The organism is Pantoea sp. EEL5 (assembly GCF_049892805.1).
GTDB classification, from domain to species: Bacteria; Pseudomonadota; Gammaproteobacteria; order Enterobacterales; family Enterobacteriaceae; genus Pantoea; species Pantoea ananatis.
On record NZ_JBNDNJ010000009.1, the window covers coordinates 57,257 to 78,794 of the forward strand.

The window sequence follows — 21,538 nt, forward strand, 5'->3', positions numbered from 1 at the left end:
TGATGTAGGCATTACGTGTGAAATGTCCCGTTTCAACTCAAAACTTTAAAGGTAACAGTATGATTATCGTAACCGGCGGCGCAGGAATGATCGGCAGCAATATTGTCAAAACGCTGAACGATCGCGGTCACAACGACATTCTGGTCGTGGATAACCTTAAAGATGGCACCAAGTTCGTGAATCTGGCCGATCTGGATATCGCTGATTACATGGATAAAGAAGAATTCCTGACCTATATCATGTCAGGCGAAGATCTTGGTCCGATTGAAGCCGTTTTTCACGAAGGTGCCTGCTCAGCCACCACCGAGTGGGACGGTAAGTACATGATGGATAATAACTATCAGTACTCTAAAGATCTGCTGCACTTCTGTCTTGAGCGTGAAATTCCGTTCCTTTACGCTTCTTCTGCCGCCACCTATGGTGGACGCAATGAGAATTTCATTGAAGAGCGCCAGTACGAACAGCCACTGAATGTCTACGGCTATTCAAAAATGCTGTTCGACCACTACGTGCGTCAGATCCTGCCTGAAGCCTCCTCGCCGGTATGCGGCTTTCGCTACTTTAACGTTTACGGCCCGCGTGAAAGCCATAAAGGCAGCATGGCAAGCGTGGCGTTTCATTTAAACACGCAGATTAGCAATGATGAAAATCCAAAGCTGTTTGAAGGCAGCGACGGCTTTAAACGTGATTTTATTCATGTCGATGATGTGGTGTCGGTGAATCTGTGGTGCTGGGAGAATGGGATTTCCGGCATCTATAACTGCGGAACAGGCCGCGCCGAATCCTTCCAGGAAGTGGCAGATGCGGTGCTTAATTTTCACCAGAAAGGCCAGATTGAGTACATTCCTTTCCCTGACAAGCTGAAAGGCCGCTACCAGGCTTACACGCAGGCCGACCTGTCTAAATTACGCGCAGCGGGTTACGACAAACCGTTTAAGACCGTGGCACAGGGCGTTTCTGAATATATGGTTTGGTTAAATCGCAACGTCTAAAGGAATAGATACCGGTAATGAAAATTCTGGTGATCGGCCCGTCGTGGGTCGGCGATATGATGATGTCGCAAAGTCTCTATCGTACCCTCAAGGCCGAACATCCTGACGCAGTGATTGATGTGATGGCACCTGCGTGGTGCCGTCCTTTACTTTCACGGATGCCTGAAGTGAATCAGGCGCTGGCGATGCCGCTGGGTCATGGCGCGTTAGCGCTTGGCGAGCGCCGTCGGCTGGGCAAATCGCTCCAGGCCAGCCATTACGATCGCGCTTATGTTTTACCCAATTCTTTTAAATCAGCGCTGGTTCCCTTTTTTGCCGGGATCAAGCGCCGTATTGGCTGGCGCGGAGAAATGCGTTACGGCCTGTTAAACGATTGTCGGGTACTGGATAAAGCCGCGTTTCCGCTGATGGTTGAGCGCTATGTGGCTCTGGCTTATGACTTGCCAGTCCGCTCAGCGCGGGAACTGCCACAACCCCTGCTAACGCCTCAGCTACAGGTCAGTGAACAGGAAAAAAGTGAGACGTCCGCGCAGTTTCAGCTGACTCCCGAGCGGCCGACGATTGGTTTTTGTCCCGGTGCAGAGTTTGGGCCGGCAAAACGCTGGCCGCATTTTCACTATGCGACGCTTGCCCAGCAGTTAATCAGTGAGGGTTATCAAATTCTGCTGTTTGGCTCGGCTAAAGATCATTCCACCGGTGAAGAAATCCTGTCTTCGCTACCGGAAGCGAGCCGTGCACATTGCCGCAATCTGGCTGGCGAAACGCAGCTGGAACAGGCTGTTATTCTGCTGGCTCAGTGCCACGCAGTGGTCAGTAATGATTCGGGCCTGATGCATATTGCCGCAGCGTTAAACCGACCGCTTGTCGCCTTATATGGTCCCAGCAGCCCTGACTTTACGCCGCCTCTGTCTGACCGGGCACGTATTCTCCGTTTAATTAGCGGCTATCATCGTGTACGCAAAGGCGATGCCGGGCAGGGCTATCACCAAAGTCTTATCGATATTCAGCCCGCACAGGTTCATGAAACATTGAGCACGTTGTTGCGCGAAGTCCAGGAGGGGACATGCACGTCCTGATCGTCAAAACCTCCTCCATGGGAGACGTCCTGCATACGCTGCCAGCACTCACCGATGCCATGCATGCCCTGCCCGGAATACGCTTTGACTGGGTGGTGGAAGAAAATTTTGCACAAATCCCGACCTGGCATCCGGCAGTGGATAAGGTTCTGCCTGTCGCCATTCGACGCTGGCGCAAACACTGGTTTGGCAGCCTGCAGCGTGAAGAGCGCGTGCGTTTCAAGCGTGAGCTTCAGTCTCGTGACTACGACATCGTGATCGACGCTCAGGGGCTGATTAAGAGCGCCGCGCTTGTGACTCGTCTGGCTAAAGGCGTTAAGCACGGCCTGGACAATCGTAGTGCGAGAGAACCTTTCGCCAGTTGGTGGTATGACAAAAAGCACGAGATCAGCAAGCAACAACATGCAGTCGAGAGGACGCGTGAGCTGTTTGCTAAAAGTCTGGGTTACGATAAACCCCCGTCTCAGGGGGATTATGCAATTGCCGGCCATTTTCTGAAGCCCTTATCACAGCATGAGAGCCCTTATCTGGTATTTCTTCATGCCACTACCCGTGATAACAAGCACTGGCCAGAAGCTCACTGGCGAGAGTTGATTGAACGTGTCCGGCCAGCGGGCTTGCGTGTAAAGCTGCCGTGGGGCGCTGAACATGAACATCAGCGTGCGCTGCGTCTGGCTGAAGGTTTTGAGCACGTAGAAGTCTTGCCTAAGCTTTCTCTTGAAGCCGTAGCACAGCAGTTGGCAGGCGCAGATGCCGTAGTGTCGGTAGATACAGGGCTGAGCCATCTGACCGCCGCACTAGACAGGCCCAATATCACGTTATATGGCCCCACCGATCCGGGTTTGATTGGGGGTTATGGGCAAAATCAGTATGTTTTGCGGCCTGCAGAGGGCAGCAAATTAGCAGACATTAGCGCTAAGGACGTCGCGGATATGGTCTTTGAGATTCTTGTATGAAGAAACTCCACATCATTAACCTTGAAAAAATGGGTGGTGTTGAACGCCTGTTCCTGCAGTACATCAATGATTTTTCTGACGGAAATGATGATGTGATATGCATCAGTAATGAGATAGACGATGATATTCGTCGTCACATTCCTCAACAAAAAATCACCTTTGCCAATCGTTGGGTAAATGGCCTGAAATATAAAGTCCCGCAATTTCTTCGGAAATATTTGCTAAAAAAACGCATTGAGGCAAGTGATGCCGATGTAATAGTGGTTTGGGATTTAATTCCAGGACTGCCAGCAAAACCCAGGCGGGCTGCTCTGGTCTATTACGATCATGGCTGCTCATGGCGTTATCCAAAAAATAAAAAAACGCTTAACTTTATGGCAATGCTGGACGGCGTGATTTCAGCCTCATACGCGTCAAACCGGGTGATGCATCACCGCTTCAACCTACCTTGCCCGCATCACGTCGTGATAAACCGAATCATGTTGCCGCAGGGGATAAATTCCGCAATCAGAACGCTAAAAAATCCGCTCAGGCTAGGAACGGCATCTCGCCAGGTTAGCCTGAAAGGCATTAGCGTAGGACTTTTAACGCTTAAAGAATTACGCCAACGTGGACACAACGTTGTGTTGGAAATTGCGGGAAAAGGGCCCGATCATGACGCCTTCGTGGCGCTTGCTGAGCGTTTGAATATTAGTCAGTTTGTTACCTTCAGCGGTTTTCAGCATGATATGAGCGCCTTTTTTAATCGCACAGATATCTATCTCAGTACACCTGTCACTGAGCCATTTGGCCTTTCCTGTATGGAAGCGCTTTATTTTGGTGTACCGGTTATTTTCCCCATGATTGACGGCCAACCTGAAGTCGTTGGTCATCAGCAGTGTGGCATTGGATTACCCCCCTCCGTTACAATTGATGAGCATGAGAAATTAACTGGTATACGCGTTGATTTCCCCTATCAGGTCTACGAACCTGTCCGTGATGTTATGGAAGAAGCCAGGCTGGTTTCACATATTGATTGCGCCAACGCGGTGGAAGTCTTGTCGGTGCCTGAAACGTATCAGCGATTTAGTGAAGCCGCTAAAGCCTGGACAGTAGAACATTTCGACTATGCGCTGTTTAAGACAGAATTCAACGATGCTTTAAAGGATGTTATAATTAAAAAATGAAACTAAATCATTTAATCTTTAAAAAAGAAGCGCCTGCCAACTTTTTCAGCCAGCTTATTTTTATCGGATGTGCTATCGCCTTTATTACTTCGCCATTTGGATGGGCCTTTGGCAGGAACGTTTTTTATCTTTCCAGCTATCTGGCTTTTCTGGTCATCGTTTTTCATCTCAGATTTTACATTGCTGACAAAAAAAACCTGATTCTCCCTGGTGCGTTTTTTGCTGTCGGGATCATCAGCATTATCTGGACAGCCATGTATAAACAACCTGGCGATTTCATTAGTCTGTACCGGCAGTACCAATCAACCGGACGATTACAAATCGCCGCAGCGTTTGTTCTACTGGCGATGCTTAATACAAAGATAGCGCTACAAAAAAATACCGTGCTGGCAGCCCTTGTTTGCGGGCTTGCGGTAAATAGCTATGCCATTTATCAGGGGGTTTTCTTACACATAGCGCGTGTAGAGCTGAATTTTGATCGAGCAACGGTTGCTGCCTACATCATTACCGCAGTCAATCTGATATTCATTAAAGCCGTATTACTTTTAAAAACCCGCCACAGAGTGTTGCTTTTTTTGGCAGCTTTCGCCTTTACCTATGCTTCCATTCTGTTGACTGGAACTCGTGCAGCTATGCTGGCTTATCCCGTGTTGGCTTTAATGATTGTACTCATGAGCACACATGTGATTAATCGTCGTCACAAAATTATTCTGTTCATCCTGGTGCCCATCATGCTCCTGCTCAGCGCTGCACTTTTTCATAAAGTCATCACTATGCGTATACAGCAGTTCAATCAGGATATTGCGCATATGCATGAGCAAACGGGAGAAAACTCAATCATCTCACGCTTAAGCATGCAAACCGTTGCATTTCGCACCAGCCTTGAAGCCCTGTGGGGAGAGTCTGCAGAGCAACGAGCGGCAGAAGCAAAAGTGATTGTTGCACAAGAACCTTCGCTTTATGGGGCATTACCCTACCTTACCGTTCATATGCACAATGAAGTGATGGAAACGTTCTCGATTAAGGGCATTGTGGGTCTGTTAGCGTTGGCAGGTTTATATCTTTGCTTATTACGCAGCGCATTCACGCCTTACCGCAATCCCGCACTCTTCGCAGTCACAGTATCTTTGATCACCTATGGCCTGAGCGACGTGATATTTTTCAGCACTGAGGGAACCCTCATCTATTGTCTGGCCGTCATCATCAGTGGCTTATTAGTTAAAACACCGTCTGTATTACAGGAAGCGAAGTAATGCAAACGCGTGACTGGCTGCTAAGCATCATTATTCCTTTATACAATAGTCAGGATTATATCGTTCCCTGTCTGACATCCTTGTTTACCCAAATTGACCCTGATATTCAGGTCATCATTATCGATGATGGGTCGACAGACCTTTCAGCCCAGCGTGTGAAAGAATTTCTCAAGACTTATCCTTCAGCTTGTGTTGAATTCATTCAGCAGGCTAACCAGGGGGTTGCCGCAACCCGCAATGTTGGCCTGTCAAAAGCTAAAGGAAAATTTATTACCTTTTTGGACGCTGATGATCTACTCAGTAAAAATTATCTATCAGTTATCCGACCGTTATTACTCTCCGATCAAGACGATCTGATTGATTTTAACTACGCACGCTTTGAAAACACGCCCCCTGAAGCATCAGAAAACGAATTGCCTCAACGTGTCGCTTACGATTTTTCCGTTCAGGGGCTGAATTGTCTGCGTCCGCTTTTTATCCGATCGATGTGGCATTTATGGAACCGCATATACAGAAACAGTCTGCTGGAAGGTGAGGCTTTTGAAGTCGGCAGACGTTACGAAGACGTTATCTTTACGCCATTTCAATATCTCAAAACACAGCGTATCGCTCATCTTGAAAATACGCTCTACTACTACCGCGATAATCAGCAGGGCATCACACGGAATGTCCGTATGAGTGACATTGAGGACATGCTATTCGCCATGAATAAAATGTGTGCAATGGCACAGTCTGACACTGAGCTGCGTCGACTGGCTGCAGGGATGATAGTGAACTGCTTTAATGAAGTGAAAAGCATGTCGAAAGCGGTTTTTGGTTATTATCATTACGATAAACAAACCAGGCTGGCCATTAAGTCAGCCGCACGCCTTTGTAGGGGCCATTGCAAAACAAAAAAGTTTTGGCAAATGCGCTATCCCGAAGTCGACACGCTTTTTTCGTGGTTGCGATTTAAGGCCCGCAAATCTGTTCCTGAAGCGAATCAGTGACGGCACCGAGTGCCGTTTTTTTCTTCAGGGCATATTCGGTCAAGGTCATACCTTGGGTACGTTCCTGAAGCCAGCTGAACAGCTGCTCTAAATCATCGTAAAGACGGTCAATGTCTGCGTCGTTTTTAAACGTCGGGCTGCCGTCAGGCATAAACTCCGATGAATGCAGCATAAATTCAACATAGTCGTTTCCCTGCGACAGCGTTTGCTCAACGACATGCTTCATTTGCGCCAGATTCCCGCCCACAGGCCGCAGCCAGTTTACCCGAGGTCCTCTCGACTTACCCCTGACGTTGTCCCAGACTTTTTTAAACTGGTTTTTCAACATGCCATGCCGGTACTGAATGCTCATCGGCAATTCCAGTAAGGTTGAGCTGCCAGGCTTGGAAATATCGTTGATGTCGACATAGTAGGCCTGGTCAGGAAAATGGCGGTAATCTGTACCGCCTTTCCCCTGGGGAGCACCGGGAGAACTACGCCAGTCCACGCGCGGCGTCACAGAGCAGTCGACCAGATAGCCATGATCGATCAATGCACGTGCATAAACTTCATTGAAGGCCCAGCGGCCTGCACGGTGACTACGCATTTTAGTTTCAAATGCCGTTTCAAGCAGGTCGGTCATATAGGCGACCTTATCGTGCAGTATCGACTCTGGATATTCGATCAAATAAGGCTGGTAACGCCAGTCATCCTCCGTAAGTGCATAGTCAGGAGGGCTGTACCAGGCATGTAAATGCATGCCTATTTCACCCTGATTACGCTCAAGAAGATCTCGTCCGAACTCGACATAAGCCGGATCGCAAGCCATTTCATAATTAGTAAGCCACGTCGGTTTGAACGCGTATTTCTCGCAAAGCGACTGAAAACGCGGTAGAAAGCGGACATTATGTGTGGTGACATTGCCGCTGCGGTTGCGCCAGAGGTTGTCACCTTCCGTATCGAGAGTGATTAAAAATGCCGGTTTATCCATGACTTATCCAATAATCGGTAGAGATTATCCTGACTATGTTACGCAGGGTAGTCATTCCGCGCAAAAATATAATTGCAATTGGTTTGGTTTTTATTCGTAGTCATCAATGGCCTGATAACCTAAGATAATTCCCGTAGTCAGCGGGGCCTTTATTTTGTAACGCCTTGAATAAAATAGCGTTGTGGTGTTTTCCCTATTGAAAAACTGCGTCAGATCCCCACTATTTTGCTCTGTTATGGCGAGTTTACTGCCGTGCGCTTTATGCTTTAGACCATTCACAGTGCTGGCGGCGTCTTTGAGGTGATAATTTGTCCAAGCGTATTTTGATGATAATAGACGGGCTGCCTGGTGGCGGCGCTGAAAAAGTAGTACTGACCCTGGCACAGGGCCTGATTAACAGTGGACATCAGGTATCACTTTTTTCTTTGCGTAACGTCTGTGATTATTCCCTTCCGTCAGGGCTTGATTACCAGGTGATTGAAGACCGTTGTCGCAGTCCATGGCGTAAGCTTACCGAAACATCTCGTCGCGCCGCGCTCCTGGATAAAGCCGTCCGTTACAGTGAAACCCGCCAAGGCAAATTTGATCTTGTGCTGTCTCATCTGCATAAAACGGACCGAATAGTGTCTTCTTCGCGTGCTCTCGATCCGCTCAGGACCTGGTATTGCATTCATGGCATTTTTTCTGCCTCTTATCTCGCTCGCAAATCGGGTTTTTCATTATGGCTCAAGCGACAGAAAATACGTCATGTCTATCGCCATCGCCAGGTGATCGCGGTTTCCCAATATGCTCTTGATGACTTGATCAACCATATTGGCGTAAAAGCATCGCGAACGGATGTTATCTTTAACCCTTTTGATTTCAATGAAATCAAAAGGCTCTCACTGGAACCCTGCCCACTGGCAGGTGAGGATTTCCTTGTTCATGTTGGCCGTTTCCATGAAACTAAACGCCATGACCGCCTGTTGGAAGCTTATGCGCAAAGTGGCATTCAGGCTCCTTTAATCTTACTGGGACAGGGCAGTCCTGCTATGAAAGAAAAACTGTATCGTTTATCGGAACAGCTGGGCGTTTCAGATCGCGTGCGCTTTGAAGGCTTTCAGCGTAATCCCTATCCCTGGATACATCATGCACGGATGTTGATTTTGAGTTCTGACAGTGAAGGCTTTGGCAATGTTTTGATCGAAGCAATGAGCTGCGGAACACCTGTAGTGAGTACACGTTGCCCCGGCGGGCCCGCGAGTATTTTGACGGGTGACCTGAGTCGCGGGCTGTCTGAGATGAATGCAACCTCACTGGCGGAAAAGATGCGAGAGATTTACGATAACCCGCCTGATTTGCATCAACTTGACCTGAGTATCTACAGCCTCTCCGTTATCTGTCAGCGATACTTGCAGTTGGCAGATTTCCGAGCGTCCAAATGAATGCATGTTGACCGCTCATAGCATCAATCAGTCGTTCCCATGAACCGATAAGCAGATCAAGGGAACGGCACGTTTTAAGCGTTGTTCTTCAGGTAATTGACATCGTTTAGCCAGAAATTTTCGGAAAATAATTGAGCGTGTCAGTCACGTAGTAGCCACTCAAGAGATGTCCTTAAGCTGCAGCCACGCACTCATCACCTCTTGAGGAGTAACGTCGTTACATTCACCAGAAGGTGTCTGCAAAATCCTGTACTCACCAGACCATGGATGCCACCCAGGCGCATCCGTATCGCCAAAAAACACCACCTGCTTTTTATGCAAACCCGCCGCGATATGCATTTGGCCACCATCGCTACACAGAATTTGGTCACAACAACTAAAACCCGCCATTAGATCACGCACTGATGTGGTAGTGTAAGCCGCCACTCGTGAAGAATTGACCAGTTGCATGAGTTGCTCGGCTCTGGCGTCATCACCCCGATCATCCGGCCCCAGCGCTCCCTGCGGCGACCAAAAGATCAGCACACGGGCTTGCGCATCTTCTAACAGATGACGAATAAAAACAGCATACTTTTCTATATCCCAGCGGCGCTTTGGGCTGCGACTACTGATGTGTATACCGTATGTCTGACCCGATACCGTAAACAGTGAATGCACATGCGTTTTAGCCTGTTCATGCTCTCGTGGGGTTAAATAGACTCTGACGGGGGGAACGACAGGCAAATGAGCAGTGAGCGCTGAGAGATACGAGTAAGTGTGTTCGACTTGGTGGTTGCCAGAAAAATCGTCTCTGCCAAAGACTCTTGTCAGCCCGTTATCGGCTTCGCCAGCGCCAATGATGTGGGTTGCGCCCGCCATACGCGCGAGGCGAAGGCTGTATTTACAGGGAACCGGGTTCGCCAGTACCGCCGCATCAAACTTCGTTTTACGTAAAGCCCAAAAGATCTTTAAACGGTGCCAGTAAACGCCAATTGCGGTCTCGTTCTTGCCACGGTGCTTGGCTTTCTTATAGACATGAAGCGCATCGACATGGGGGTTATGCAGTATCACATCCTGCGCCACTTTATTTACCAACAGCGTCAGTTTAGCTTCGGGAAAGGCCGTTTTGATGCCTTCCAGTAACTGTGTGGTACAATCCATATCACCAATGTTGTCGCGCCTGATGACGAGGATATTTTTCATATTGTACCTGGTTAAACGTACCTGACCGGACTGGAGCGTACACACGCCATAAAGTTGCGAAAAAATAAATTTCTGCTACCTATCAAGGTTTGACCCTAAATGCACAAAAAGTTCTATCGGCATTCGTAATAATGTCGGCGGAAATCCGTCTCTTTTCACTTGAAGTTATGCTGCTGTGTCACAAAATTCGCCTTTACTATCGATAATCACACCAATGTTTAACGCTGGTGTCATGTTTGAGACATTTATTCAGTCTTTACTGGCTCAGACGCTGACATCTCTGGAAATCATCCTTGTCGATGATGGATCGACTGACGGCTCGGGTGAGAGAGCGGATGACTACGCACGACGTCATCCTCATATCCGGGTCATTCACCAACCTAATGGTGGTGTATCACGTGCACGCAATGCCGGGCTGGCTGTTGCATCCGGTAAGTACGTAACCTTTCCAGACGCTGATGACACCATGAAGCCAGAGATGTATCAGACACTGGTCGATATGGCAGAGGCAGACGATCTCGATGTGGCGCAATGCAATGCCGAATGGTTTTTCCAGGCTAGCAATGAAACCCAGCCGTTGATACCGCCTGAACGACTCTCAAGCACATCCGTCCTTAGCGGCCCTGAGTGGCTTAACAAGGCGCTGAAGACTCATCGCTATAAACATGTTGTCTGGCTTGGTATTTACCGACGCGAACTGATTGAAAAACTGAAGCTAAATTTTGAACCCGGCCTGCACCATCAGGATATTACGTGGACCACAGAGTTCATGCTGAATGTAAAACGCGCGCGCTATACCGATAAACAGCTGTATCGCTACTATCTGCACGATGCTTCAATCAGCAACCGCAAGCGGACCGGCCTGCGTAACGTTGAATATCAGCGTCACTATCTGAAAATTGCGCAAATGCTGGAGTCAATTAACAGCCGCTATCGCCATAAGGTAAAAATTTATCCGGCCTTTCACTATCAGATTACTTACGAAGCCCTGAGCGTCTGTCACAGTATTCGACGCGAACCGGACGAATCAGCGCGACAGGCGATGATTGCCGATATCTTCGCGACCCAGACACACACGCGTATGCTGCGTAATGCGCGCGGTGTAAAACAGTGGTATCACCTGCTGCTATGGCTGGGTCGAATTTATTACTGGCGCAGGAAATAAGCGGCGTCACTTGCTTTAACCTCAAAAGGGTTTGCCCTACAATCGGCTCACTGAATTCTGAGAGCATTTGAGTATGACAAGCCCGATTCCAGTCCAGTTTGCACCCAAAAAAATTCTGTTAATCAAACTACGTCATCACGGCGACATGCTGCTGACTACGCCTGTCATTAATGCTTTGCATCAGCATTATCCGCAGGCCAGCATTGATGTCCTGCTCTACAAAGAAACCCGGCCCATGCTGGAAGCACATCCTTCTGTCCGTCATCTGCACATCATCGATCGAAACTGGAAAAAGGAAGGTGGCTGGCAGACGTTTCGCCATGAAGTCGCACTGGTCTCAGCAGTGCGAGCCTGTCATTACGATTTGGTGATTAACCTTGCCGATCAGTGGCGCAGTGCCATTCTCACCGGACTGTCTGGCGCGCCGGTACGCATTGGATTCGCGTTTAAAAAGCGTGATAACGCCTTCTGGCGCGGATGCCACAATCATTTGGTTACCACTGAAAATCATGAGCACTTACATACGGTTGAACAGAACCTTTCCGCTCTGTCACCGCTGCAGATTTCAGCCGACGGTGCCAGAGCCTCGATGCACTTCAGCCCGGACGATGCGTTAAAAGTGCAGAATATGCTGCTTCAGCAGCAGGTGAAGCCCCCTTATATCGTGCTGCAGCCTACCTCCCGCTGGCAGTTCAAATGCTGGGAGGAAGACAAGGTTGCAGCCACTATCGACCAGCTGGCTCAAGCCGACCGAAAAGTCATCCTGACAGCAGGACCGGATGATAGTGAGCTGGCGATGGTTGAGCGGATTCTGGCGCAGTGCCAGTCTCCGCATGTTATCTCGCTGGCAGGCAAACTCTCTCTGCCACAACTGGCTGCACTGATTGCTTGCGCTCAGCTCTTTATCGGCGTTGACTCAGCCCCGATGCACATGGCCGCCGCGCTCGACACGCCCTGCATTGCGCTTTTCGGCCCGACAAAACTGCAGCACTGGCGCCCCTGGGGTGACAACAATCGGGTCATCTGGGCTGGTGACTATGGCCCCCTTCCTTCTCCGGATTCCATTGATACTCGTACCGAACAACGTTACTTGTCCGTTATCCCGGTTGAGGATGTCGTTACCGCAGCAAGGAGCTATCTAAATGAGTAAGTTACGCCTGGCGATTGTCCGGCAGAAATACCGCCCTGATGGCGGGGCCGAACGCTTTATTTCACGCGCGCTGGAAGCCTTGGGTAGCGAAAAACTGGATCTCAATATCATCACCCGAAGCTGGGAAGGAAAGCCCAACCCGGACTGGCACCTGCATATCTGCAATCCAGGGAAACTGGGACGGGTTTCACGTGAACGCGGTTTTGCCCACGCGGCGCGGGCCTGCTGGGAACGTGAAAAGTTCGATATTGTTCAAAGCCATGAGCGTATCGCTGGTTGTGACATCTTTCGGGCAGGCGATGGCGTTCATCGTGTCTGGCTTGAACAACGGGCACGTATTGTTTCGCCCCTGCAGCGTCTTAGCGCCAGCCTCAGCCCATATCATCGCTATGTTCTGCAGGCAGAAGCCGATATGTTTAACTCCCCCGCACTGAAAGCGGTGATATGTAATTCTGAGATGGTAAAAAAAGACATCCTGCGCTGCTTCGCACTGCAGGCTGACAAAATACATGTCATTCACAACGCCATTGATTCAACGCGCTTTCAACCTGCGACAGAGGCCGCCCGCCATGCGGTTCGGACAGAGCTGAACCTGCCCGCTAACGCGACTGTTCTGATCTATGTGGGTTCGGGATTTGAACGTAAGGGCCTCAAAGCCGCCATTGAAGCGCTGGCCAAAAGTAACCGCTATCTGATCGTGGTCGGCCAGGACAAACAGGCAAAACGTTATCAGCAGTTAGCCAGTCAGCTTCACTGCAGTGAGCGGCTTCGTTTTGTCGGCGTACAGCAGGATGTGCAGCCCTATTACCATGCTGCTGATGGATTGCTTCTGCCCACCCTTTACGATCCTTTTCCCAACGTGGTGCTGGAAGCCATGGCCTGCGGGTTGCCGGTGATCACCAGCACCGGGTGTGGCGGCGCTGAATTTATTCGCGAAGGTCAGGAAGGGTTTGTTCGTGATGCGCTGGATGTAAAAGGACTCAATCAGGCCATTAATGCCCTTTCTGCTTTAACCGTTGACGGCAGAATGGGCGAAGCAGCAAGACGCAGGATTGAACCTTACACGCCGCAAAACCTGGCACATTCACTGAACAGGCTCTATCAGCAGGTCCTGAGTCGCCACGCATGATGTGGGATGAGTGATTATGCTGTTTCTGATAAGATGCTGTATTCTGACTTTAATCTGCTTTTTTGACGCCAACGTGTCATAACGGTAACTATGACGACCATTTACACCGCATTGCTTTATCTCATTCAGCCACTTATTTGGCTGCGCCTGTGGCTGCGCGGTCGTAAAGCTCCTGCCTACCGTAAACGTTGGGCAGAGCGTTATGGCTATTGCGCCGGAAAAGTGAAGCCTGAAGGCATCGTTTTACACTCGGTTTCCGTGGGCGAAACCCTGGCGGCAGTGCCGTTGGTGCGCGCGCTACGTCATCGTTATCCAACGCTACCTATCACCGTCACAACCATGACGCCAACCGGTTCTGAACGTGCGCTGTCTGCTTTTGGCAAAGATGTGCATCATGTTTATTTGCCTTACGATCTCCCCAACGCCATCAATCGCTTTCTTGATACGGTCAATCCACGCCTGGTGATCATTATGGAAACCGAGCTGTGGCCTAACATCATTCGTATCCTGCACCAGCGCCATATTCCCCTGGTGATTGCTAATGCCCGACTTTCAGAACGATCGGCTAAAGGCTATCGCAAGCTTGGCAAGTTCATGCGTAATCTTTTACAAAGTATCACGCTGATCGCCGCACAAAACGCCGAGGACGGTGAGCGGTTTGTGCAACTCGGTCTGAAGCGCTCGCATCTGTCGGTTACCGGCAGCCTGAAGTTTGATATTTCTGTTACGCCCGAGCTGGCCGCAAGAGCAGTAACGCTACGCCGGCAATGGGCGCCCCGTCGCCCTGTCTGGATTGCCACCAGCACTCATGAGGGTGAAGAAGCTATCCTGTTGGATACGCACCGTCGCTTATTACAAACCTTTCCGGATTTGCTGCTGATTCTGGTGCCGCGTCACCCGGAGCGTTTTAACGATGCCCGAGAGCTGACGCAGAAGCGCAACTTCAGTTTTACCCTGCGCAGCAGCGGTGAAATCCCATCCGGCTCAACGCAGGTTGTGATTGGCGACTCGATGGGTGAACTGATGTTGCTGTATGGCATTGCCGATCTGGCCTTTGTTGGCGGCAGCCTGGTTGAGCGCGGTGGTCATAACCCGCTCGAACCCGCCGCTCATGCTATTCCTGTGCTTATGGGCCCCCATACCTGGAACTTCAAAGATATTTGTAGCAAGCTGCAACAGGCACAGGGGCTGATTACCGTTACTGATGTCGCATCGCTGGTAAAAGAGGTGACGAACCTGCTGCAGGACGATGATTATCGTCGCTACTACGGACGCCATGCCGTAGAAGTGCTGCATCAAAACCAGGGCGCCCTTCAGCGTTTGCTGCAGTTACTTGAACCACACCTGCCGCCACGAGCCCATTAATGACATCCACTCGCCAACGCCTTTCAGTCGTGATGATTGCCAAAAATGAAGCAGAGCTGCTGCCCGACTGTCTTGCATCAGTGAGCTGGGCCGATGAGATTATCGTGCTGGATTCTGGCAGCACAGACGACACGATGGCGCTGGCCCGGGCAGCAGGCGCGCAGGTTTTTCAGGCGACGGAATGGCAGGGCTACGGCAAACAGCGCCAGCGGGCGCAGAGTTTTGCCAGTTGCGACATGATTTTAATGATCGACGCCGATGAGCGAGTCACGCCAGAGTTACGTCAGGCCATTGAACGGGTGCTCGAGGCCCCGCCAGGCGACATCGTTTACAGCTTCAGCCGCAGTAATCTTTTTTTGGGGCGATTCATGCGCCACAGCGGCTGGTACCCTGATCGAGTGATGCGTCTTTACCCACGTACGTTAAGCTATAACGATAACAGCGTGCACGAGTCACTCAACACCGAAGGCGCCTCCGTGCAGGCCCTCAAAGGCGATTTGCAACACCTGACCTGTCGTAACCTGATGGCTTTCCAGCGTAAGCAGCTGGCCTATGCGGAGGCCTGGGCACAGGAACGATTTCAGCGCGGAAAAACCTGCAGCCTGTTTTCGGTCTTCAGTCATGCGCTCGGCGCCTTCGCGAAAACGCTGCTGCTGCGTGCCGGCTTTCTTGATGGTAAACAGGGTTGGCTGCTGGCGGTCGTCAATGCCCAGTACACCTTCAACAAATATGCAGCGCTATGGGCGCTGACACATGCTTCGGCGAAAGGGCGCACATGACCACGAAAGCTATTTATCCAGGCACCTTCGATCCCATCACGTTAGGCCACATCGATATTGTGACGCGTGCTGCGCAGATGTTTGACCGACTGGTCGTAGCCATTGCCGCCAGCCCGAGCAAAAAGCCCTTATTCACGCTTGATGAAAGAGTTGCGCTGGCGCGTCAGGCGACCGCGCATCTGGCGAACGTTGAGGTGACAGGTTTCAGCGATCTGATGGCGAACTTTGCCCGCACTCAGCAGGCAAACATTCTGGTGCGCGGATTACGTGCCGTGTCGGATTTTGAATATGAGACACAGCTGGCGCGTATGAACCGGCATTTGCTGCCGACGCTGGAAAGCGTGTTTTTGATGCCATCGGAAAACTTTTCTTTTATCTCTTCTACCCTGGTAAAAGAAGTGGCGCGGCACGGCGGCGACGTCTCGGCCTTCCTGCCCGCGCCTGTCCACCAGGCTCTGCTGGCAAAACTGCCTTAGTGTTGACAGTTGGGGCACCAGTAAGTGCTGCGTTGCCCATGCTTGCCACTGACAATCGGTGTGCCACATGCTCTGCAGGGCTCTCCCGCGCGACCATAAACCTGTAGCTCTTGTGCAAAATAGCCCGGTTTGCCATCACTTTGTAAAAAGTCGCGTAATGTTGTTCCGCCCTGCTCGATTGAGCGCAACAGTACCGCTTTGATGGTATTCGCTAATATCGCCGCATCTTCATGGGAAAGGCTCATTGCGGGTCGATCAGGAATGATCCCTGCCGTAAACAGTGACTCACTCGCATAGATGTTACCCACGCCAACGACAATTTTATTGTCCATTAGCCACTGCTTAATCACCGTTCGCTTTCCGCGGGATTTTTCAAACAGATAGTCACCACTGAACGCTTCACTCAGCGGCTCTGGGCCGAGGTGTGCCAGTACGCTACTGCCGGCCAGGTCGCTGCTCCACAGCCAGGCGCCAAAACGCCGGGGATCGGTATAGCGCAGGACTTTACCGTTGCTCATGACCAGGTCGACATGATCGTGTTTGGCTACGGGCAACTCTTCTGAAAGGACACGTAAACTGCCTGACATACCCAGGTGGATAATAATCCAGCCGTGCGGCAATTCGAGTAAAAGGTATTTGGCACGACGTTGAACGCTCAGCACAGGCTGATCGCTTAACGCCAGGATTTCTTGTGACACTGGCCAACGCAAACGCGCATTGCGCACGACTGCGTGAAGAATTGTCTGACCAACCAGATGTGGCTCAATGCCGCGTCGGCTGGTTTCTACCTCTGGCAACTCAGGCATAACCTCTCCCCTGCGCATTACACAAACAAAAAACCCGGCCTGAGCCGGGTTTTTTGCAGAAAACCAAAATTACTTAATTTTGGCTTCTTTGTAGATCACATGCTGACGTACAACCGGATCGAACTTTTTCAGTTCAAGTTTCTCTGGTTTAGTACGTTTGTTCTTCGTGGTGGTATAGAAGTGACCTGTACCAGCAGAGGAAACCAGCTTGATCTTCTCACGAATACCTTTAGCCATGATTCAGTTCCTTAGTACTCTTAGTACTTCTCACCACGGGCACGCATGTCGGCTAACACCGTATCAATGCCCTTTTTATCAATAATACGCATACCTTTTACAGATACACGCAGAGTAACGAAGCGCTTCTCGCTCTCAACCCAAAAACGGTGTGAGTGCAGGTTCGGAAGGAAACGGCGTTTCGTCGCGTTCATTGCGTGGGAACGGTTGTTACCGGTCACCGGACGCTTTCCAGTTACCTGGCAGACTCGTGACATGTCTATTCTCCAAAAATCAAATCAGCTCGAGCTTTAAAAATTAGGTTTTGGCCGCCTCGTCAGGCTTACAGCCCGCCAGGCGAGTTCCATGGAACCCGCTAAGCTGGCCTAACCGCCAAACCCGAGATTCTCAAAGGTGGCGTAGTATACGCCGCTCGGCCCAAGTGCTCAAGTCCCGAACAGATAAAGATCCCGAATGATCGTGTAAAAATCCGCCACCTGGACCAGATTTTCAGGCTCAGAGCCATCCCCGCTCGGTAAATGAGACCGATTCACCCCGTCCAATCACTAAATGATCGAGCACGCGAATATTGACCAGCCGACAAGCTTCGCAGATTTTAACGGTAATGTCGCGGTCAGCCTGACTCGGCTCGGCTCTTCCTGACGGATGATTGTGTGCGATGATTAACGCTGCGGCGTTAATTTTAAGCGCCTCGCGCACAATTTCGCGCGGATGCACTTCCACACTGTTAATCGAGCCTGAGAACATTTGCCGGGCGGTTATCACCCTGTGTTGATTATCCAGAAACATCACGACGAAAATCTCACGTTCCTGCTCTGCTAACAGCGTTTGCAGATACTGGCGTGTCGCAAGCGGGCTGTCGAGGGTATTTTCACGGGCCAACTGGCTGGCGAAAAACCGTTTAGCCAGCTCAGCAACGGCACGTAGCTGAATTAGCTTAATTTCCCCCGCCCCTTTGATTCCTTTGAAATCCTCCGCACTGGCGTTCACGATGTTGTAAAGCGACCCCAGCTCTTGCAACATCTGCTGCGCCAGCTTCATCACCGGTACGCCTCTTGAACCCGTACGTAAAAAGATGGCCAGCAGTTCTGCATCGCTTAATGCATCTGCGCCCAGTCGCTTAAGTTTTTCCCGTGGTAGAAAATGATTCATTGCTGCTCTCCCTGTCGCCCCCTGTATCATCCTCTGTCAGTTAACACGCGACCAGTGAGCAAATGTGATTCTTCGGCACTTCTCGCAAACGCAGCCTTAGAACAGGTGACGGCAAGGTTTTGTGATAAAATTCGCCCATTCCGCCGTGGCTGTACGGCAACTGAAAACGAGGTCAACTGCATGATGGGATTAGCCGGTAAAAAAGTGCTTTTAGGTGTAAGCGGTGGCATCGCAGCCTATAAAACCCCCGAGCTGGTGCGCCGTCTGCGCGATCGCGGTGCCGATGTGCGCGTGATGATGACCCAAGCAGCAAAAGCGTTTATTACGCCCCTCAGCCTCCAGGCCGTATCGGGCTACCCGGTAATGGACGATCTGCTCGACCCGGCAGCCGAGGCCGCCATGGGCCATATTGAGCTGGCCAAATGGGCCGATCTGATTCTGCTGGCGCCCGCATCCGCGGATTTAATCGCGCGCGTGACAGCCGGTATGGCGAACGATTTAGTGACAACCGCAGTGTTGGCTACCGCGTCGCCTGTCGCGATTGTGCCGGCGATGAATCAACAGATGTACCGCGCAGCCATTACGCAAACGAACCTGACGACGCTCCAGGCGCGCGGCGTATTCATCTGGGGGCCTGACAGCGGCAGCCAGGCATGCGGCGATGTCGGGCCGGGCCGCATGCTCGACCCACTGGCTATCGTTGACCATGCGGTTCAGTGGGCCAGCCCCGTCAACGATCTGCAACATCTCAACATTATGATTACCGCCGGCCCGACTCGTGAAGCCCTCGATCCCGTGCGCTATATCAGCAACCACAGCTCAGGAAAAATGGGTTTTGCCATTGCGGCCGCGGCCGCCAGACGCGGTGCCAGCGTCACACTGATTAGTGGCCCGGTTAGCTTAGCAACGCCCGTGGGCGTTAAGCGGGTGGATGTAACGTCGGCACGGGAGATGCAGTCTGCGGTGATGGATGAGATAAATAAACAACATATTTTCATTGCAAGCGCAGCCGTGGCAGACTACCGGGCAGCCGACATTGCGGATGAGAAAATCAAGAAACAGGATGACGATGATAATGTCACCCTGCAGCTCATTAAAAATCCCGATATCGTCGCGGGCGTTGCCGCATTAACGCAGGGCCGGCCTTTTGTGGTTGGATTTGCGGCTGAAACCCAGAATGTGGAAGAATACGCCCGAAAAAAACGCGCGCGTAAAAAGCTGGACCTGATCTGTGCTAACGACGTGTCGAAAGCTGGACAAGGGTTCAATAGCGACACCAATGCTCTTCACCTTTTTTGGCAGGAAGGAGAAAAGACCTTACCGCTCAGCGATAAGTCACTCCTTGGTCAACTTTTAATAGACGAGATTGTCAGCCGTTATGATGAAAAAAATAGACGTTAAAATTCTGGATGCGCGCGTCGGCAAAGATTTTCCATTGCCGACCTATGCGACACCGGGTTCCGCTGGGTTAGATCTTCGTGCCTGTATTGATGACGTGATGGAAATCGCCCCCGGGACTACAACATTAATCCCTACCGGCCTGGCTATCCATATTGCCGATCCGAGCCTTGCTGCTGTCATCCTCCCACGCTCAGGACTGGGCCATAAACATGGCATCGTACTGGGTAACCTGGTGGGGCTTATTGATGCCGATTATCAGGGTCAACTGATGGTATCGGTATGGAATCGGGGTCAGGAAAGCTTTACGCTACAGCCGGGCGACCGCATGGCCCAGCTGGTTTTTGTTCCTGTCGTTCAGGCCGAATTCAATCTGGTAGAAGAGTTTGATGCCAGCTTGCGCGGTGAAGGCGGCTTCGGTCACTCAGGTCGTCAGTAACCAGCACTACCTATTTTCACTTACGCTCATCATTTTATTTCTCATCGCCATAGGTGTTTATCTTGTGGCTGATGCGTAGGTGTTGCCTGTTTATGGTGAAATTCAGGGGTTTTTAAGGGCATGGCAGAAAAAAAAGTCGTAAAGCGGAATCGTCGCGAAGAGATTTTGCAGGCGCTGGCGCAGATGCTTGAGTCCAGCGATGGCAGCCAACGAATCACTACCGCGAAGCTCGCGGCCAACGTCGGTGTTTCGGAAGCGGCGCTGTATCGTCATTTTCCCAGCAAAACACGGATGTTTGACAGCCTGATCGAATTTATTGAAGACAGTCTGATTACCCGCATCAATCTCATTCTTAAAGATGAAAAAGAAACAATGGCGCGCCTGCGTCTTATTGTGCAGCTGATTCTGGGGTTTGGTGAGCGTAATCCGGGGTTGACACGTATTTTAACGGGTCACGCGCTGATGTTTGAACAGGATCGTTTACAAGGGCGCATTAACCAGCTGTTTGAGCGCATTGAAGTCCAGCTACGTCAGGTGATGCGTGAGCGGAAAATGCGAGAGGGTGAAGGCTTTCAAACCGATGAAGCATTATTAGCCAGTCAGCTACTGGCTCTGTGTGAAGGATTACTGTCGCGTTACGTTCGCTCGGAGTTCCGCTTTAGTCCCACCGCTGACTTTGACACCCGCTGGCCGCTGATTGCGGCACAGCTGGTGTAACAGGCAGGCGGGCAGCGCCCGCCTGTAATCAGACGCCGTACGCTTTTTGATATGCACGCACCTGCGCTAAATGATCGGCCATATGCGTTTTTTCAGCCAGATAGTCGATCAGGTCGTTGAGCGTGATAATGGCGGTAACCTTGCAGGAATAGTCACGTTCCACTTCCTGAATAGCGGAAAGCTCTCCCCGGCCACGCTCCTGACGATCCAGTGAAATCATGACGCCAGCCAGACTCGCATCATGGGCATTAATGATATCCATCGACTCGCGGATTGCCGTGCCTGCCGTGATAACGTCATCGACCAACATAACTTTACCCTGTAGCGGGCTTCCCACCAGCAGACCGCCCTCACCGTGATCTTTCGCCTCTTTACGGTTAAAGCAGTAAGGCACATCCCGGTCATGATGATCGGCTAAGGCAACCGCTGTCGTGGTCGCAATAGGAATCCCTTTATAAGCGGGCCCGAACAGCAAATCGAAATCCACGCCGCTGTCCACTAACGCCTGCGCATAGAAACGCCCCAGCAGCGCTAAGTCTCGCCCGCTGTTAAACAGACCGGCATTAAAGAAATAGGGACTTTTACGACCAGATTTTAACGTAAACTCACCAAATTTAAGCACCTGCTTATTCAGTGCGAATTCAATAAACTGCCGCTGCCAGGCTTTCATGTCTTACTCCTCAGATAAAAAAAGGCGACTCTGCGGTCGCCTGTTAC

At 50.9% G+C, this 21,538-nt stretch carries 23 protein-coding genes; 16 read left to right on the forward strand and 7 right to left on the reverse strand.

Translation table 11 applies throughout. The features are described 5' to 3' along the window. Positions 1-59: 59 nt before the first annotated feature. Genes rfaD through ACPXSQ_RS21825 form a run of 6 tightly spaced genes read left to right on the forward strand, consistent with a single transcriptional unit; the run spans position 60 to position 6,432 of the window. Entirely contained in the window at positions 60-992 is a 933-nt protein-coding gene (rfaD, locus tag ACPXSQ_RS21800; RefSeq protein WP_014594895.1) for an ADP-glyceromanno-heptose 6-epimerase, read from the forward strand. Positions 993-1,009: 17 nt separating this feature from the next. Then, positions 1,010-2,068 carry an ADP-heptose--LPS heptosyltransferase RfaF gene (gene rfaF, locus ACPXSQ_RS21805; RefSeq protein WP_014594896.1) on the forward strand — a complete coding sequence of 353 codons (1,059 nt, stop codon included), beginning with the start codon at positions 1,010-1,012 and terminating at the stop codon, positions 2,066-2,068. Beyond that, positions 2,056-3,024 carry a lipopolysaccharide heptosyltransferase RfaC gene (gene rfaC, locus ACPXSQ_RS21810; RefSeq protein WP_014594897.1) on the forward strand — a complete coding sequence of 323 codons (969 nt, stop codon included), beginning with the start codon at positions 2,056-2,058 and terminating at the stop codon, positions 3,022-3,024. Before rfaF ends, rfaC begins: the two co-directional genes overlap by 13 nt. Beyond that, positions 3,021-4,190 (forward strand): glycosyltransferase family 4 protein, encoded by a 1,170-nt coding sequence (locus ACPXSQ_RS21815; protein WP_019105397.1) that lies wholly within the window; start codon positions 3,021-3,023, stop codon positions 4,188-4,190. The genes rfaC and ACPXSQ_RS21815 overlap by 4 nt, the downstream gene beginning before the upstream one ends. After that, on the forward strand, positions 4,187-5,443 hold the full coding sequence (locus ACPXSQ_RS21820) for an O-antigen ligase family protein (protein WP_014594899.1): 1,257 nt from the start codon (positions 4,187-4,189) through the stop codon (positions 5,441-5,443). The genes ACPXSQ_RS21815 and ACPXSQ_RS21820 overlap by 4 nt, the downstream gene beginning before the upstream one ends. Then, a complete protein-coding gene (locus ACPXSQ_RS21825; protein WP_013027727.1) occupies positions 5,443-6,432 on the forward strand; it encodes a glycosyltransferase family 2 protein in 990 nt (329 codons plus the stop codon). The genes ACPXSQ_RS21820 and ACPXSQ_RS21825 overlap by 1 nt, the downstream gene beginning before the upstream one ends. On the opposite strand, the gene ACPXSQ_RS21830 is transcribed toward ACPXSQ_RS21825, so the two are convergent. Continuing rightward, entirely contained in the window at positions 6,395-7,402 is a 1,008-nt protein-coding gene (locus tag ACPXSQ_RS21830) for a deacetylase (RefSeq protein ID WP_013027728.1), read from the reverse strand. The genes ACPXSQ_RS21825 and ACPXSQ_RS21830 overlap by 38 nt on opposite strands. Positions 7,403-7,728: 326 nt before the next feature. On the opposite strand from ACPXSQ_RS21830, the gene ACPXSQ_RS21835 reads away from it, so the two are divergent. Next, positions 7,729-8,826, forward strand: a complete 1,098-nt coding sequence (locus ACPXSQ_RS21835; RefSeq protein WP_014594900.1) for a glycosyltransferase — start codon at positions 7,729-7,731, stop codon at positions 8,824-8,826. 159 nt (positions 8,827-8,985) lie between these two features. Here ACPXSQ_RS21835 and ACPXSQ_RS21840 read toward each other — a convergent pair whose 3' ends face one another. Then, entirely contained in the window at positions 8,986-10,008 is a 1,023-nt protein-coding gene (locus tag ACPXSQ_RS21840; RefSeq protein WP_072139127.1) for a glycosyltransferase family 9 protein, read from the reverse strand. Positions 10,009-10,183: 175 nt separating this feature from the next. On the opposite strand from ACPXSQ_RS21840, the gene ACPXSQ_RS21845 reads away from it, so the two are divergent. The 6 genes from ACPXSQ_RS21845 (at position 10,184) to coaD (ending at position 16,072) form a co-directional block, all read left to right on the forward strand. Then, positions 10,184-11,173: a glycosyltransferase gene (locus ACPXSQ_RS21845; protein ID WP_426144392.1), complete on the forward strand. Its 990-nt coding sequence runs from the start codon at positions 10,184-10,186 to the stop codon at positions 11,171-11,173. Between the two features lie 73 nt (positions 11,174-11,246). Further along, positions 11,247-12,323 carry a putative lipopolysaccharide heptosyltransferase III gene (rfaQ, locus tag ACPXSQ_RS21850; protein ID WP_128391685.1) on the forward strand — a complete coding sequence of 359 codons (1,077 nt, stop codon included), beginning with the start codon at positions 11,247-11,249 and terminating at the stop codon, positions 12,321-12,323. Beyond that, positions 12,316-13,452 carry a glycosyltransferase family 4 protein gene (locus ACPXSQ_RS21855; RefSeq protein ID WP_089517730.1) on the forward strand — a complete coding sequence of 379 codons (1,137 nt, stop codon included), beginning with the start codon at positions 12,316-12,318 and terminating at the stop codon, positions 13,450-13,452. The genes rfaQ and ACPXSQ_RS21855 overlap by 8 nt, the downstream gene beginning before the upstream one ends. Before the next feature lie 90 nt (positions 13,453-13,542). Further along, on the forward strand, positions 13,543-14,817 hold the full coding sequence (gene waaA, locus ACPXSQ_RS21860; protein ID WP_013027734.1) for a lipid IV(A) 3-deoxy-D-manno-octulosonic acid transferase: 1,275 nt from the start codon (positions 13,543-13,545) through the stop codon (positions 14,815-14,817). Continuing rightward, positions 14,817-15,596, forward strand: coding sequence for a glycosyltransferase family 2 protein (locus tag ACPXSQ_RS21865; RefSeq protein WP_110286967.1), 780 nt, complete (start codon positions 14,817-14,819; stop codon positions 15,594-15,596). The genes waaA and ACPXSQ_RS21865 overlap by 1 nt, the downstream gene beginning before the upstream one ends. Further along, positions 15,593-16,072 carry a pantetheine-phosphate adenylyltransferase gene (gene coaD / locus ACPXSQ_RS21870; RefSeq protein WP_014604743.1) on the forward strand — a complete coding sequence of 160 codons (480 nt, stop codon included), beginning with the start codon at positions 15,593-15,595 and terminating at the stop codon, positions 16,070-16,072. Before ACPXSQ_RS21865 ends, coaD begins: the two co-directional genes overlap by 4 nt. Here the strand turns inward: coaD and mutM are convergent. From mutM to radC, 4 genes are all read right to left on the reverse strand, one after another. After that, positions 16,069-16,878: a bifunctional DNA-formamidopyrimidine glycosylase/DNA-(apurinic or apyrimidinic site) lyase gene (mutM, locus tag ACPXSQ_RS21875; RefSeq protein ID WP_089517728.1), complete on the reverse strand. Its 810-nt coding sequence runs from the start codon at positions 16,876-16,878 to the stop codon at positions 16,069-16,071. The genes coaD and mutM overlap by 4 nt on opposite strands. A 69-nt stretch (positions 16,879-16,947) precedes the next feature. Further along, the gene (gene rpmG / locus ACPXSQ_RS21880) at positions 16,948-17,115 is read right to left on the reverse strand and encodes a 50S ribosomal protein L33 (protein ID WP_001051798.1); all 168 of its coding nucleotides are present in this window, start codon (positions 17,113-17,115) and stop codon (positions 16,948-16,950) included. Between the two features lie 20 nt (positions 17,116-17,135). Next, complete coding sequence (gene rpmB / locus ACPXSQ_RS21885) at positions 17,136-17,372, reverse strand: 50S ribosomal protein L28 (protein ID WP_006121249.1); 237 nt, start codon at positions 17,370-17,372, stop codon at positions 17,136-17,138. Between the two features lie 238 nt (positions 17,373-17,610). Then, positions 17,611-18,267 carry a RadC family protein gene (radC, locus tag ACPXSQ_RS21890; RefSeq protein WP_033774669.1) on the reverse strand — a complete coding sequence of 219 codons (657 nt, stop codon included), beginning with the start codon at positions 18,265-18,267 and terminating at the stop codon, positions 17,611-17,613. Between the two features lie 180 nt (positions 18,268-18,447). Between radC and coaBC the strand changes: the two genes are divergently transcribed. The 3 genes from coaBC (at position 18,448) to slmA (ending at position 20,821) form a co-directional block, all read left to right on the forward strand. Beyond that, positions 18,448-19,668: a bifunctional phosphopantothenoylcysteine decarboxylase/phosphopantothenate--cysteine ligase CoaBC gene (gene coaBC / locus ACPXSQ_RS21895; RefSeq protein ID WP_145033199.1), complete on the forward strand. Its 1,221-nt coding sequence runs from the start codon at positions 18,448-18,450 to the stop codon at positions 19,666-19,668. Beyond that, positions 19,646-20,104: a dUTP diphosphatase gene (gene dut, locus ACPXSQ_RS21900; RefSeq protein ID WP_014333008.1), complete on the forward strand. Its 459-nt coding sequence runs from the start codon at positions 19,646-19,648 to the stop codon at positions 20,102-20,104. The genes coaBC and dut overlap by 23 nt, the downstream gene beginning before the upstream one ends. A 120-nt stretch (positions 20,105-20,224) precedes the next feature. Beyond that, a complete protein-coding gene (gene slmA / locus ACPXSQ_RS21905) occupies positions 20,225-20,821 on the forward strand; it encodes a nucleoid occlusion factor SlmA (protein ID WP_013027741.1) in 597 nt (198 codons plus the stop codon). Between the two features lie 28 nt (positions 20,822-20,849). On the opposite strand, the gene pyrE is transcribed toward slmA, so the two are convergent. After that, a complete protein-coding gene (pyrE, locus tag ACPXSQ_RS21910; protein WP_013027742.1) occupies positions 20,850-21,491 on the reverse strand; it encodes an orotate phosphoribosyltransferase in 642 nt (213 codons plus the stop codon). Between the last annotated feature and the right edge of the window lie 47 nt (positions 21,492-21,538).